The following is a 15103-nucleotide window of genomic DNA, read 5'->3' as shown; positions in this document are numbered from 1 at the left end:
TTAATATTAAAGTTACTTGAGTTTCACCACTGAAAAAAGCCTCTTTCAAATTGAAAGAGGCTTTTTCTACTCATCCTATCAGCTGCTCGTCACAGCTCCCTTTTGTAATTCGTACATTTGCGCATACAGTCCGCTTTGCTCCATGAGCTCTTCGTGGCTGCCGCGTTCGACAATCTCACCCTTTTCTAACACCAAAATCATGTCAGCTTTCTTAATAGTAGATAATCGGTGTGCAATGACAAAAGTGGTTCGTCCTTCTTTGACGACATCTAGTGCCCGCTGAATGATGGCTTCTGTTTCTGTATCAATGTTAGCCGTCGCTTCATCTAGAATTAAGATCGCTGGATCGTATGCCAGTGCACGGGCAAATGAAATCAATTGACGCTCCCCAGAGGAAAGAGTACTCCCCTTTTCAACAACTGGTTCATCAAAACCTTCAGGCAAATGCTTTAATAGTTCTGCTGCGCCCACTTGCTTTAACGATGTTTCAATCGTTTCTCTTTTAATGTCTTCATTTCCTAAACTGACATTGGATGCAATCGTTCCAGAGAACAAATAAGGATCTTGAAGTACAATGCCCATTTGCTTACGCAGCGTTTGGCGCGACTGACCATAGATGCTTTCTCCATCAATGAGGATGTCCCCATGCTGAATATCATAAAAACGCAGCAGCAAATTCATGATCGAACTTTTCCCAGAACCGGTATGTCCAACGAGTGCCACCGTCTGACCTTTTTTCGCCTCAAAGGTGATGTTCTTTAATACATTTTTCCCTTCATTATACGCAAAGGTAACATCCTGAAATTGAACGTGCCCCTCGATTTTCTTCTGAACCGGTTCTTCCACTTCAGTACCAGGCTCATCTAATAATCGAAAGACCCGTTCAGATGAAACCCTTGCTAATTCTAATCTAGAAAATTGATTCACAATGCCTGTAATCGGCTGGAACAAACGATTTAAATAATCGACAAATGCATAGAGCACCCCAATCGACACAATGCCCGTCGCACTTAAGGACGCGCCGCCAAAATACCAAATGAGTGCGACATATGCTAAGTTCCGAAGCAGATTCACCAAGTTATGTGAGAGCAGTGAATTTAAATGAAGCATCTTTCGCTGATATCGAAAGTGATTGTTATTCAGCTCATCAAACTCTTCTTTCGTTGCTTGTTCATGTCGAAACGCCTGAATGATCGTCATTCCTTGAATGGCTTCATTTAGCTTGGCATTAATTTCACTAATGATGGAACGAATGCGGTGATTGTAAACCGACGCAAACTTTCGGTAAGTCATCGACCATAGGAAAATAATCGGAACAGCCACTAAACAAATAAGCGCCAGCTTCACATTTAATAAGAACATGGCGATATAAATTCCAACCATGTAAATGGCACTTGTGACGAAATTAGCGAGTACTGTTACATATAAATCACGAATGGTTTCTGTGTCATTCGTAATCCGCGCGACAACCTTTCCAGCCGGTAAATTATCAAAATACCGAATCGGAAGCGTTTGGATATGTTCAAATACGTCCACTCGCATTTTTTGAATAATGCGATTTGCAATACGCTGGAGTAAATAGTGCTGCCCATATTGAAAGAATATCGCAATGACGAGCATCCCAAAATAAAATAGAACAAGCTGTACCAAACCACTGATTTCCGGCTGATAAAAAGCAAAGATTTCCTCTTTGGATAAACGCTGTACCTGATACGTCTCACGCTCGCTCCCATTTTCAATGGTGAGCTGATCCCCTTTTATTGTCCGGCTCCCGTCAAATCGAATCGGTTCATTCACAAAATAGTACCCAAATCCGACTTGCACGACATTGATTTGCTTTCCAGCTTCATTTTGATTCTGTAGCCGGTCACTTCTTATATAGTTATTTCCCTGGTAATAAACCGTTTTATTTGTTTTTTCATTTACCTCAACATACGGTTTTTCTACACCTAAAATATGATCATCAATCATTTTTTTCCCAATGAAAGGTCCTGTCAACTCAGCACCAACTGCAATGATCAGAAAGATCAAAGCAACAGACAATACTTTTTTATACAGGAGTGCATAGGCAAGAAGTCTTCTCCCTGTTGTCATGCCTCATCCCCTCCTTCCAGCTGATTTGTCAGCTGTTGACGCAGAAATTGCTCTTTATACCATCCATCTTGCTGAATAAGCGCTTGATGGGTTCCCTTTTGAACAATACGTCCTTCTTCCATGACAAGAATGAGATCCGCATGCTCTACAGCTGATAGACGGTGGGTTGTAATAAATGTCGTTTTTCCATGACGATTTTGTCTTAAATTCTCTAAAATAGCCGTTTCTGTTTTTGCATCAACTGCAGATAACGAGTCATCCAAAATCAAAATGTCTGGATCAATTAATAAAGCACGTGCAATGGAAATCCGCTGCTTCTGTCCTCCTGACAGCGCCACTCCCTTTTCTCCAACCATGGTTTCCAAGCCTTCTGGTAAAAGGCGTAAATCCTTTTCAAAGTAAGCATCTTTAATCGCTTGTGCTAATTCAGCTTCTCTCGCGTCTCTATGACCGAAACGCATATTCTCTTCTACACTTTTTGAGAAAAGGACATGATCTTGCGGAACATAGCCAATCCATTGGAACAGTTGATCCAATTCAATGTCCTCAATTGGAACACCTGAAAGCAAGATCTTCCCATCACCTGTCGGATACTGACGAAGAAGCTGTTTGACAATCGTTGTTTTTCCGCTTCCCGTTTTTCCTGTAATACCAATCGTTTGCCCTTTTCGTACAGTAAAGGAGACATCCGTTAGATTATCTTTAGAGGAAGTTGGATACCTAAATGTCACATGTTCAAATTGAATATCGCCAGGCTCTTGTAATGTTTTTGGCTTGGCTGCGTCAGTTACATCCGGTTGATAACTGAGTGTATGATTCAACCGGTCTAATGAGGCATTTCCTCTTTGCATGATATTAATCAATTCACCAATGGCAAACATTGGCCAGATCATCATCCCCAGATAGACGTTAAATGCAACAAGCTCACCAATGGTTAAATCACTTTGGAACACAAGATATGCGCCGTAACCGATACCGATTAAATAACTGATCCCCACAAGCAATTTCACGGTCGGCTCAAACAATGAATCAATGATCGCCACTCTCATATTTTTTTGAAAAACATCATCTGTCATTTCTCGAAAGCGATTCACATCTTGTTTTTCCTGTACAAAAGACCGAATCACCCGAACGCCGGCAACTGATTCTAATACACGATCATTCATATCACCAAATGCATCTTGAGCGACTGTAAAGCGTTCATGAATTTTACTGCCATAAAACGCTATCAAAATCGCCATCAGCGGCATCGGAATAATGGCCATTAAAGTTAATTTCCAGCTGATCGTCAGTCCCATCGTAAAAAAGATCATCAGCATGTAAGCAGTGGAATCGACTAATGTTAAAACGCCAAAGCCTGTTGTTAAAGCCACAGCATTCAAATCATTTGTACCTAACGCCATTAAATTTCCGGTTTTTTTCTTTTCATAAAAGGTGGGTGTCATCTTAAGTAAGTGGCGCATTAATTTTCCGCGCATCACACGTTCCATGACATTCGCGCCGCCAAATAACTGGTACATCCAAAAATAAGTGAGCGCATAGACACTGACACCAAGTAAGCAAAAAATGGTTACGTAAAACAGAATACTGGATGTTGTAAATTGACCAGACCGAATGTCATCAACTGCTTGACCTAGATACCTCGGTGGCAGCATTTCAAGTACATTCACAATGAGCAGCAGTGTAATGGCGATTGTATAGCGCCTCCACTCTTGTTTAAAGAACCAGCCTAATTTCACAAATACTGAAAACATGTTTGTCTCTCCTTTTAAAGCTAGCCGCTTTCTATATTTTCCTGATTGTCACCTTGTTTCGTTTTTTGAGCTTTTGTCATTTGTCTTGCCTTTGGCATGTTCACATGCTTTCACTCCTCTTCATTTAGTTGTTGATGCATTCCATTATTTCGAGATGCGAAATGTATACAACAAAAAAAGAGGCAACCAGCTGACTGGTACGCCTCTTTTATACATGATAAAAAGGCGCATGTTGACAAATACGCAACATACGCCTTGATTCATCCGATCAATTGGAACATACGAGTCCCTTTTCAATGACCAATGAAGGTGTAATTGTCACGTGAATCAACCCATTCATGCAGTTTGATTTCATTCTTCCAATGATGTTGCACATGACATTTCCTCCTTTTGGCTCTTGAATCTTTTTTTATCTTATAGTGGCTGTCACTATTTTGTCAATAAATATTTTTCAATAAATGAAATTTTCTAACAAAAAGTTCACACCCTTTATGTGTATCTTTTTCAGATATCGGGTATACCATGAACGTATAGACTCCTTTTGAAAGGAATGAGGACATTGTTTCAAGCTGATCGGATGGTCGTTGCGTTTGATGGACATGAAGACAGTAAGAAAGCATTAAAGAAGGCAATCGCTTTAGCCAAAACTTTGCATGCCAAGCTGACCATTGCCTACGCTCATGATGGGAAATCCAGCAGACAGGTGTTTGATGCACCTCGCCCAATGACTGGCGGCGCTTATATCGGAGGCGGCATGGCAGACCTTCAAACACCCCCTGTGTATGTACCTCATGATGAACAGCAAAGTCCCTTGATTTTTGAAGACCATACAGAAGAGGTTGTTGCAGAAGCAAGAATGCTGTTAAATGAAGAGCAGTTTGAAGCTGCAATTGAAATTGTTGAAGGGGAGCCTGCAGAAGCGATTATCGAATACGCTGAAGAGATTTCAGCAGACCTCATCGTCATGGGAGCACGTGACCAAAGCAGATTGAAAAAAATGCTCTTTGGCAGTGTGAGTGAAAAGTTATCGTCCAAATCAGATATACCTGTACTGATCGTGAAATAAATGTCATCACAAAAGGCTAAAAGAACTTGATTTTAGCCCTTTGTCTTCTTTTCAGCGTGATAGAAATTGCAGCCCTAGGAAGGACGAGTACTGGCGCGGAGCGAATTTCACATTCGTGAGCACCAGCACGCAGGACTGACAAAGAATGCGAGGGTTTGTCTACACGCTGAAAGGCTGTAAACATTGGTTTACAGCCTTTTTCCTTTTACGAAGAAATAGATGCTTCGCTTTCATGCTCAATTTTCTTCTGGAACCCTTCCTGTACACGCTTCGTGATCTCTCCTGGAACACCTTCCCCAACTGGCTGACCATCTATCTCTACAATTGGAATCACTTCAGCTGTCGTTGAACTGATGAAAATTTCCTGTGCATGCAAAAGTTCGTCTTTACTCATGCGGGTTTCTTCCACACGACATCCTTCTTCCTGACAAACCTCTAGCAGCTTTCTACGTGTAATGCCGTTTAAAATCAGGTTATTTGCTGGGTGTGTACGAATGACACCGTCAATGACGGCATATACATTCGAGGACGTCCCCTCTGTCACAAAGCCGTCTCTTATTAAAATCGCTTCAAACGCACCAGCTTCAGACGCTTTCTGCTTTTCCATGACGTTATATAAAAGGTTTAAGCTTTTAATATCACACCTTAACCAGCGAAGATCTTCAGACAATAGAGCTTTCACACCAGCTGTCTGCTCTTGAATAGGCTTTTTCACTTGAAATGTATATGCCGTAATTTGAGGGGTAAGCGAACCATATTGATGTTTACGAGGTGCGACGCCTCGCGTGACTTGAATATACACGCCGCCATCAATCACTTGATTATCTGCGACTAGCTTCTTCAAATTCTCTTCCATATCGGATACTGTACCTTGCAGATGAATGCCGATTTCCTTTGCACTCTTGAATAGACGCTCAGTATGCTCTTTTAATGTAAACAAAGTCCCATTATATACGCGGATGACCTCATAGACTCCGTCGCCAAATTGATAGCCTCTGTCTTCAATATCAACATGTGCATCTTTTTTTTCAATAAAATCCCCATTGTACAATACTTTCATATGGAATCTCCCCTTCGCTTTGCTTAATGGTTGAATCTGATGCTATCTTAGCGGATAAATGTAAACGTTTCAATGATTATTCAGAATTATTTCATATCCATTTGACTGGATAACCTTCTATTGTAACAAATATAGATTCATAACCAAAAAGATTCCAATTTTTTAGCATCTTCTATATTCATAGGCTCTTTTTTCCTGTATACTTACTCCATATGAGCACGACAAAAAACAGCGAAAAAAGACAGAATCCACTACATGATTCGACACAAACTACTGATTTATTGGAGCGATTGTAATGCAACGGGTTACGAAAAAACAGACACCTTCAAACACGATGCTGCTCTCAAAGGCGATTGGTCTAGTCATCCTGACATTGATCCTTTTTTTCATTTGGGATATGTCTAAAACCAATATGCAGGCAGCAGATCAACCAAATGAAGTGTCTACGAGCAGTCCATTTCGAGACACAAGTACAAGTCTGAAAGCAAAAGATGATTCGCCAAAAACATTAGATGCACATTTTAAGATCAATCCAAACAAACATGTAACGGATCAAACGATCTTTTTGACCTTTGATGATGGCCCTTCTGCTACATCAAATCAGCTGTTAGATGTGCTAAAGTCACAGCAAGTGAAGGCCACATTTTTTATGCTCGGTCCGCAAATCAAAGAACACCCAGCAGCTGTGAAAAGACTTCATCAAGAAGGTCATCAATTAGGACTTCATGGCATCACTCATGATGTGAAACGCTTTTATCAAAAAAGTGATTCTCCTGTAAATGAGATGAAAGAAGATCAACGTATATTGGCTTCTGTTACTGGTGAATATACACATCTTGTGAGAACACCTTATGGCAGTTCTCCAAACTTAACAGACCAGCAAAAAACACGTTTAAAACAAAAAGGCTTTGTATACTGGGACTGGACCATTGACAGTCTTGACTGGAGATATAAAAGCTCAAAATATGTACCAGAAGTATTAAATCAGCTGCAAGTGCTTGAAACCAAGTACCCGAAAGAGCCAAAAATCATCTTAATGCATGATCAGCCAGCTACCGCAAAATACTTAAACAGTCTGATCACACAATTAAAGGCGAAGGGCTACACGTTTGAAGTCCTTGATGAAACAATGAAGCCACTACAGCAATAAAGCAAACCCGCACCTGTTGGATGCGGGTTTTTTATGATTTATAAAGCATTCACAAGCTCGCCAATTCGTTCGTGAAAGACAAGATCAAACAGCGGATCGAATTCCGTTTCACTTAAATTCATCATGACCTTAAAGATGGAAGGATGATGAGCAGCATCTTCTGGAATATATCGTGCTGGTGCCACTTCTAAGGAAGTTCCCATAACGAGCAGCATGTCCGTTTTTTGGAGCGATTTCTCCACTTGGTCAAAGTGCTTCACCATGTCCCCAAAAAGGACAACATCTGTTTTGAGCACTCGCCCACATGTGCGGCCGTCTGATGAAATCCGCTCACAAACCGGTACCTCTTCTTGTAATAAATAAGGCAGTTCGTATGTTGACCCGCATGATGGACATGTAGCTGTTTGAATGGAACCATGCAGTTCATACACATGCTGGCTTCCCGCTTTTTTATGCAGACCATCGATATTTTGCGTGAAAATATCCACGCGGTTTCCTTGCTTTTCTAAATTGGCTAAAAAAGCATGTCCAGCGTTTGGCTCGTACTCTCCACTCATCTTCATTTGAAACAATTCTTTGAATTTCGGCCAAAATTGATGAGGATGTGATAAAAAGTAAGACCGGCTCATTGCCTCCATGCGAGAGGTATCTTCTGTCCATAGTCCACCCGTTGATCTAAAATCGGGAATTCCCGATTCTGTGCTCATCCCAGCACCTGAAAGGACCGTAATATGTGAGGCCTTTGATAATCTCTCTCTTAGCGCTGCCACTTTTGTTTGATCCAACCACCATTCCTCCTTTATTCACCGAGCTGTTTCTCACCTTTTTGTTTCATATAAATGGTCTGTCCAGGGAAAGCAAATTCTACCCCTTCTTCATGGAAAATATCAATAATGCGATAGTTAATATCCTGCTTAATATCCAGGTTTTCAGACCAAGCGGTTGTGTTTGTATAAAAGTTAAAGAATAAGTTTAAATAGCTGTCTGCCAGCACATCGAAATTCACCATAATCGTTTCCTTATGAACACCATCATGCTCATAAAGCATTTGCTTCAGACGTTTGATGCACTTATCAATGTTTTCTTTCGGTGTATTGTAAGATACGCGAACGGAGAACGTAATTTGACGTTTATTCATTCTCGTCCAATTTGTGATCGGCTCCTTTGAAAGGGTCGAATTTGGCACGGTCACCACCGCTTCAGCAGGTGTTCTAAATTTTGTGCTTCGGAAGGTAATGTCCTCTACAGTTCCAAGTACACTTGGAGTCTCTACAAAATCGCCCATTGTAAAAGGCTTCTCTGTAATAATCACAATTCCTCCAAAAAAGTTCGCCACTGTATCCTGCGCAGCGAGCGCAAAAGCAAGACCACCTAGACCAAGCCCTGCCACAAGTCCGTTCACATCATAATTAAACTCTTGTGCAATGACGCTAATACTCAGTGCAATAATAATAAAACGAAGAACCTTTGATAAAAATGGCGCTAAAATATCATCCATCTCTAATTCAAATTTTGAATTCACTTTTTGAAATAAGAAGGAAGAAGCTGCGGTTAGATTACAAAGTCCCCACGTCAGCATCAAAATAATAGAGGATCTATACAATTTGACAATGACATCCATATGGTGCTCAAAGTATGGGGCTTGTCTTAACGCAAAATATAAACCTAGTGCCACAAAAAACAGCCTCGCAGGTTTTTCAAACGCCACGACAATTTGGTTAATGACTTCGGTTTTAGACCGGTTTGTCAGCTTAAAGAGCAGGTGAAACAAGTATTTCGTAAATACTTTTCGAAGTAATAAAAAAAGCAATAAAATACAAAGGCTAATGCCTATTTGGATCGCAATATCGACTGTAAAATATGTATCCATCCATTTTTGTGTAAACATCTCTGTCTCTCTCCTTTAAAACAATCCTCTCTAGTTTATAATATAACCTTCGTTTATGTCCTCTCTTAAATGTCTGACCTCTATATAAAAAGCCTCGGGACCTATCCCGAGGCATGATGTTCAATTATGAAATTTTGGCTTGAGACATATCGACGGGCAGCAAACTACTTTTTCTTCTGAGCCTGATCAAGGAGAGTCGCTTTAAACATTTCAGCATCCGTTTCGGCCTTAATACGTTCTTCCACTCTAATTCTCCCTTTACCCAATCATCTCGCCTCCTTTTCATCATTATAAAACATCAGAATTTTCAGTCAACATGACGAAAGCACTAATATTTTGACGAACGCTGACGATTTGGACAAAATTGATCGAAGAAAAATTGATGTAATTCAGGTTTACTCAATCAAAGCTTGCTCTATTCCTGTAAACTTTTCAAAATGATACATCAAGCTTTTTCAGTACATGAGGTTCCATGATAATACGGCGCTCTTCTTCTCCATATAGTAAAGAAGGAAAACCACCAAAGCATTTGATATGATAAGACCAGAACTTATGTCAGGGAGCTGGAGCAAGTGTATATTATCGCACATAGAGGGTCATCAAGCGCAGCCCCAGAAAATACAATCGCTGCGTTTGATGTAGCTGTCGAGCAAGGAGCAGATTATATTGAATTAGACGTACAAATGACAATGGATCAGCACGTCGTCGTCATCCATGATGATACCGTTGATCGAACGACGAACGGAAACGGCTTAGTCAAAAGTTATACACTTGATCAGTTGAAAAAACTGGACGCAGGAAGCTGGTTTGACCAACAGTATACGAATGAACGAATTCCAACATTACAAGAAATTCTTGAAAGATACAGTCAGCGGATTGGAATATTAATCGAGATCAAACACCCAAAACGGCAGATAGGAATCGAAAAGGCCGTTGCCCGCATCATCAATCGGTTTGCCTATTCTCGTCATATCATCATTCAATCTTTTGATGTTCATGCACTGCAAAGAATCAAAGCATTCGCCCCTTCTCTTCGCACAGCTTTGATTATCAAGCCTGATGCATTTAAACTAACGAAACGAAAGTTAACGACATACAGCTCGTTTGCAAATTGTCTTAATATGAAGAAAACGATGATCAATAGATGGTGGATAGACCGCATCCACACATTCGGGATGGATGTGTTTATATGGACTGTAAAAGATCAAAAAACAGCGGATCGAATCAAAAAATACCCAATTGATGGTGTGGTAACCGATAACCCGCTATTTTTTCAAAAGGAGAAATGATGCAGATGAAAACTTATTTCGCCGTTTTTATCGGTGGATTGATTGGTACACTTTGCAGATATGAACTAAGCCAAACTGTCATCAGTCAGACATTCCCCTATGCAACGATAATTGAAAACATTTCCGGCAGCCTGCTTCTTGGTTTTGCGACAGGATACTTTCTATTTCAGAAAGGAAAAAAAGATCTTGCAGCTTTGATTGGAACAGGGTTTTGCGGCGGGTTTACGACCATGTCCACCTTTTCTAAAGAGACAGTTCTTCTGTTACAGGCAGGGCAGTTCAATTTAAGTATGTTGTACATCCTGCTCTCAGTCATTGCTGGAGTAGCCGCTGCTTTAGCTGGCCTGATCCTTGCTGAACGGCTCTTTCATCAAAATAAGCAGCAGAAAGGAAGCAGATAAATGATTGTTTTTTGTACAGCTGTAGCTGGAGGGATCGGTAGTGCATGTCGTTTCTTCATCAGCCAAACAATCCAGAAAACTCCATCCCATGCCCTTTTCCCGTACAGTATTATTTTCATTAATTTATTAGGTGCAGCCGGTTTAGGATTTCTCACAGGCGCTGTAACGTCCAATCATCCACTGCTAGTGATCATAGGAACCGGTTTTTTTGGCGGCTTTACCACATTCTCTACGTTTAGTGTAGAATCTGCGACGATGCTGATGCAGCGTCAAATAGGAAAGCTTGCTGCCTATTTACTTGTGACAATTATCGGCTCTTTATGCCTTTTTGCGGCGTTTTATCAAATAGGACAACTTCTGTTTTAAATATCTGTGATGGCAGCTAGGCTGATGAGCAGTTGATCCATCAGCTGGCGCTTCATTAAAAATAGTGTCTTCTCACTATAGCCGATTTCGATTGCACATTTTGCCATGCGCCAATCTCGAAAATACTTATAATCAATGAGCTGCTGCTCTATCTCATCCAATTCTTTTAAAGCCGTTTCAATACAAGCAACAATCAGTTCATACTGACTTTTCTGCTCTTCTAATTTTTGACGTGCCATATGATGATGTTGGAGAGAACTTCGCTTTTCAAGCTGTCTTTCAATATTTAAAATGGCTGCTTGATAGTTCTTGAAATTTTTTAAATGAAACTCAATACGTTTCATTGAGGTTTTTTTCTCCGCGATACTTGCTGTTTCATACCAGAGCATGTCCATCCCCCTTTTACGAACGTTTGTTCTTATTATATACGAACATATATTCTTAAAAAAGAGGCTAAATACCTAAAAAAACCTTGAGCTTATTTTTCGCTCAAGGTCATTTCATTTACTAACAGCGGCTCTTTTATATCAAGCCCTGTGCGTGTATTTTCTTTTTCTGATGATGTGACGCCTTTTTTCAGGTCGATCTTTTTCACATAGCGTCCATCCATCTCCAAGACCTTCATCCGAATATCATCAAGATAAATGGATTGTCCTTCTCGGATATCAATGTTCTCATTTAAGATTAGCCCACCTATCGTATCAATTTCTTCATCATGATATGACATTTCGATCAAATCTTGAACTTCCTCTAATCTCACTTTTCCATCTAATATATAATGATGCTCCGCTCTCTTTTGAATGACCGGCTGCTCATCTTCATCGAATTCATCTCGAATGTCTCCAACAATCTCTTCTAAAATATCCTCCGTTGTGACAAGTCCAGATGTCCCGCCATATTCATCCGTTAAAATCGCCATATGCATTCGATCGCGCTGCATCTTGACGAGAAGCTCTTGAATTGGAATCGTGTCAATCACTTCAATCACTGGATAAATATAATCTTGAAGCTTCAGTTGATCTTTTTCTCCTTGGTACACAATATCTGCAAAGAGCTGCTTTTTGTTGAGCATGCCAATGACATGGTCTTTATCCCCTGAAAACACGGGGAAACGTGTGTACTTTTCCTTTGTCATGATCGCCAGTATTTCGTCTAACGGCATATCTTCTGGAATCGCACAAATTTCTCTTCGCGGTATCATAATTTCTCTTGCGATTCGATTATCAAAATCGAATATCTTGTTCATATAATTATACTCTGATGAGTTGATTTCCCCATTTTTTAAGCTTTCAGATAATAAAATCTTTAATTCCTCTTCGGAATGGGAATGTTCTTTTTCAGACCCCATATCGATACCCATCATTTTCGTTAGTACACGGGCTGACCCGTTCAACACATAAATGAAAGGGTACATAAGGATATAAAATGCATGCAGCGGTCCTGACAGCCAAAGCGTCATTTTTTCTGCCTTTTGTATGGCAAGTGTTTTTGGTGCAAGCTCGCCAACAACTACATGCAAAAAGGTAATAATAGAGAACGCAAGTGTTGCTGAGATCAGGCTGATTGCTGAATCAGGAATGTTTGTCAAACCAAAACCTCGAACTAAAAGTTCTTTTACTGCCGGTTTACCGATCCACCCTAAACCAAGGGATGTCACTGTAATACCGAGCTGGCAGGCTGACAAATATTCATCTAGCCTTGATGTCACCTTTTTCGCCATGATAGCCTTTTTGGACCCTTCGGCAACAAGCTGATTAATTCTTGAACTTCTCACCTTTACAATGGCAAATTCAGATGCAACAAAGAAAGCTGTTAAAGCAATCAAAACTCCGACTATACTCAGATTAACAATATCGTCCATTTAACCTTGCTCTTTCTTAGAAGAACAAGGAGTCACCTCCTGATTGATGATGTTGTCTTTTGCAAAACGGTTAACTGATTAAATAAGACTACTTTGAGGGCCCCACTTAACCACCTCCGGTTCACGTAAAATCCGTCTCTCTACATATATATGAAACGGTATTCATTTTATCTTACCATAAATAATCTGAAAATTCCTGTATCGCTACAGTATTTTAGAGATGACAACCTAAATTGATGGAAATGCCCTTTGTTTCTTCATATTGGCAGGAAATCTGAACAATTATCTTGTATTTCAGACTCGAATTATATTAAACTATTTTCATAAACTATAACGTGACGGTTAGGAGGAGATGTTCAGATGGGGCTGAGAAAAAGTATCGTATTGGTGAACTAGCACAGATTGCACAGGTGACGAAACGAACTGTAGATTATTATACGAATCTAGGGTTGCTTGCGCCTGTTAGATCTTGCTCTAATTATCGTTATTACGATGAACATGCTTTAAAACGATTACAATTAATCGTTCTTTGCAAACAGCAGAGATTGGCTCTTTCTGACATCAAATCCAGATTAGATGAACAATTCCCTTCTCAAAAGGAAGAACATGACGAACTTGTCCATTTAACCTCTGATATCGATCGGATGAATGAGCATATGGACCGCATTTTGGCACGTTGTAAGCAGCTTCAGCCAGAACAACGTGAAAAACTAAAAGAGCAGCTTACTCCTGAAAAAATGACGGCTGTCCAATCATTTTTACTGCTGTTAAGTTAAAATTTTTACTAAACAGGAGGTGTTACCTTCGTTCTCAAAGTCAGAACGAAGGCCTTAATTGGACATAGTGAATTTACTCATAGTTGCTTTACTTATAGCTTTAACCGCGTTTTTCGTTGCATCGGAGTTTGCGATCATTCGCTTAAGAAGCTCAAGAATTGATCAATTAATTGCAGAAGGTAATAAAACAGCAGTTGCTGTCAAGCACGTCACGACTCACCTTGATGAGTATCTGTCGGCCTGTCAGCTCGGTATTACCATTACCGCCCTTGGGATTGGTTGGTTAGGGGAAGAAACAATTGCGCACATGCTTGCTCCACTATTTGTAGAGCTGTCGATTCCTCAATCAGCCAGTCATATTGTCACTTTTATTATTGCGTTTAGTATTATGACGTTTTTACACGTCGTGGTTGGAGAGCTTGCACCAAAAACACTCGCCATTCAAAAGGCTGAGCAAGTGTCCCTTCTATTTGCTAGACCGCTTATGATTTTTTACAAAGTGATGTTCCCTTTTATCTGGGTATTAAATGGATCTGCTCGTTTGTTAACAAAAGCATTTGGTCTTCAACAAGTTTCTGAGCATGACATGGCGCACTCTGAAGAAGAATTGCGGATTATTTTATCTGAGAGCTATAAGAGCGGCGAGATTAACCAGTCTGAATTCAAATATGTGAATAAAATTTTTGAATTTGATGACCGTCTGGCGAAAGAAATTATGATTCCTCGTACCGAAGTCGTCAGCTTCCCTCATGATATTACGATTGAGGAAATGCTGAAAGTGACAAAGGTCGAGAAATATACACGTTATCCAATTGAAGATGGCGATAAAGACAACATCATCGGTGTTGTGAATATTAAAGAAGTACTCACTGCATGTATTAGTGGTGAATGTTCCACAAGTGATACGATCGAACATTTTGTAAACCCGATTATTCATGTAATTGAAACAGTTCCTGTTCATGATCTACTGCTTAAAATGCAGCGTGAGCGTGTACACATGGCCATTTTATCAGATGAATATGGCGGTACAGCAGGACTTGTAACGGTTGAAGACATCCTTGAAGAAATCGTCGGTGAGATTCGTGATGAATTCGATATTGATGAAATCAACGAAGTGCGTAAACTGGGAGAAGACCACTATATCTTTGATGGAAAGGTCCTTGTAGATCAAGTTAACCTGCTACTAGGTATTCAGCTTGATAACGAAGAAGTCGACACAATTGGCGGCTGGTTCCTTACACAAAAATATGAAGTCGAGAAAAATGACGCGATTCGTGAACAAGGCTATGAATTTATCATTAATGAAGTCGATGGACACCATGTGGCATACATCGAAGTCAAAAAACTAAACGAACAACTATTAGAAGCAGCTGAAGAAGGCGCTTCTTAAGAAAAAAA

At 40.2% G+C, this 15103-nt stretch carries 15 protein-coding genes; 7 read left to right on the top strand and 8 right to left on the bottom strand.

Annotated features, from left to right (window positions below; translation table 11 throughout):
- Positions 1-78 precede the first annotated feature (78 nt).
- A complete protein-coding gene (locus NST09_RS04925; protein ID WP_342493403.1) occupies positions 79-2094 on the bottom strand; it encodes an ABC transporter ATP-binding protein in 2016 nt (671 codons plus the stop codon).
- On the bottom strand, positions 2091-3848 hold the full coding sequence (locus NST09_RS04920; RefSeq protein ID WP_081114745.1) for an ABC transporter transmembrane domain-containing protein: 1758 nt from the start codon (positions 3846-3848) through the stop codon (positions 2091-2093). Before NST09_RS04920 ends, NST09_RS04925 begins: the two co-directional genes overlap by 4 nt.
- A gap of 559 nt (positions 3849-4407) precedes the next feature.
- On the opposite strand from NST09_RS04920, the gene NST09_RS04915 reads away from it, so the two are divergent.
- The gene (locus NST09_RS04915; RefSeq protein ID WP_008348950.1) at positions 4408-4914 is read left to right on the top strand and encodes a universal stress protein; all 507 of its coding nucleotides are present in this window, start codon (positions 4408-4410) and stop codon (positions 4912-4914) included.
- Positions 4915-5119: 205 nt separating this feature from the next.
- On the opposite strand, the gene dat is transcribed toward NST09_RS04915, so the two are convergent.
- On the bottom strand, positions 5120-5974 hold the full coding sequence (gene dat, locus NST09_RS04910) for a D-amino-acid transaminase (RefSeq protein ID WP_342493402.1): 855 nt from the start codon (positions 5972-5974) through the stop codon (positions 5120-5122).
- Positions 5975-6269: 295 nt separating this feature from the next.
- On the opposite strand from dat, the gene NST09_RS04905 reads away from it, so the two are divergent.
- On the top strand, positions 6270-7124 hold the full coding sequence (locus tag NST09_RS04905) for a polysaccharide deacetylase family protein (RefSeq protein ID WP_342493401.1): 855 nt from the start codon (positions 6270-6272) through the stop codon (positions 7122-7124).
- A gap of 38 nt (positions 7125-7162) precedes the next feature.
- Here NST09_RS04905 and NST09_RS04900 read toward each other — a convergent pair whose 3' ends face one another.
- The 3 genes from NST09_RS04900 to NST09_RS04890 form a co-directional block, all read right to left on the bottom strand.
- Positions 7163-7909 (bottom strand): NAD-dependent protein deacylase, encoded by a 747-nt coding sequence (locus NST09_RS04900; RefSeq protein WP_342493400.1) that lies wholly within the window; start codon positions 7907-7909, stop codon positions 7163-7165.
- A 14-nt stretch (positions 7910-7923) separates the two neighbouring features.
- On the bottom strand, positions 7924-9012 hold the full coding sequence (locus NST09_RS04895) for a mechanosensitive ion channel family protein (RefSeq protein ID WP_017360337.1): 1089 nt from the start codon (positions 9010-9012) through the stop codon (positions 7924-7926).
- Positions 9013-9176: 164 nt separating this feature from the next.
- Positions 9177-9278 (bottom strand): YhdX family protein, encoded by a 102-nt coding sequence (locus NST09_RS04890; RefSeq protein ID WP_017360338.1) that lies wholly within the window; start codon positions 9276-9278, stop codon positions 9177-9179.
- 306 nt (positions 9279-9584) lie between these two features.
- Here NST09_RS04890 and NST09_RS04885 point away from each other — a divergent pair, with 306 nt between their 5' ends.
- From NST09_RS04885 to NST09_RS04875, 3 genes are read left to right on the top strand one after another with little or no spacing between them, the layout of a single operon-like run.
- The gene (locus NST09_RS04885; RefSeq protein ID WP_061418539.1) at positions 9585-10301 is read left to right on the top strand and encodes a glycerophosphodiester phosphodiesterase family protein; all 717 of its coding nucleotides are present in this window, start codon (positions 9585-9587) and stop codon (positions 10299-10301) included.
- Positions 10301-10702 (top strand): fluoride efflux transporter CrcB, encoded by a 402-nt coding sequence (crcB, locus tag NST09_RS04880; protein WP_342493399.1) that lies wholly within the window; start codon positions 10301-10303, stop codon positions 10700-10702. Before NST09_RS04885 ends, crcB begins: the two co-directional genes overlap by 1 nt.
- Positions 10703-11068, top strand: a complete 366-nt coding sequence (locus NST09_RS04875; protein WP_007497111.1) for a CrcB family protein — start codon at positions 10703-10705, stop codon at positions 11066-11068.
- On the opposite strand, the gene NST09_RS04870 is transcribed toward NST09_RS04875, so the two are convergent.
- Entirely contained in the window at positions 11065-11457 is a 393-nt protein-coding gene (locus tag NST09_RS04870) for a hypothetical protein (protein WP_024719967.1), read from the bottom strand. The genes NST09_RS04875 and NST09_RS04870 overlap by 4 nt on opposite strands.
- 89 nt (positions 11458-11546) lie before the next feature.
- On the bottom strand, positions 11547-12929 hold the full coding sequence (locus NST09_RS04865) for a hemolysin family protein (protein WP_017360343.1): 1383 nt from the start codon (positions 12927-12929) through the stop codon (positions 11547-11549).
- Positions 12930-13264: 335 nt separating this feature from the next.
- Here NST09_RS04865 and NST09_RS04860 point away from each other — a divergent pair, with 335 nt between their 5' ends.
- Together NST09_RS04860 and NST09_RS04855 are read left to right on the top strand one after the other, a co-directional pair.
- Positions 13265-13705, top strand: a complete 441-nt coding sequence (locus NST09_RS04860; protein ID WP_076821966.1) for a MerR family transcriptional regulator — start codon at positions 13265-13267, stop codon at positions 13703-13705.
- Between the two features lie 58 nt (positions 13706-13763).
- Positions 13764-15095, top strand: a complete 1332-nt coding sequence (locus NST09_RS04855) for a hemolysin family protein (protein WP_007497105.1) — start codon at positions 13764-13766, stop codon at positions 15093-15095.
- Positions 15096-15103 lie beyond the last annotated feature (8 nt).

The sequence above is a fragment of the Bacillus sp. FSL W7-1346 genome, assembly GCF_038593335.1.
GTDB lineage: Bacteria > Bacillota > Bacilli > Bacillales > Bacillaceae > Bacillus > Bacillus altitudinis.
Note: the sequence above shows the minus strand (reverse complement) of the source record. Positions and strands in the feature narration are given on the sequence as shown.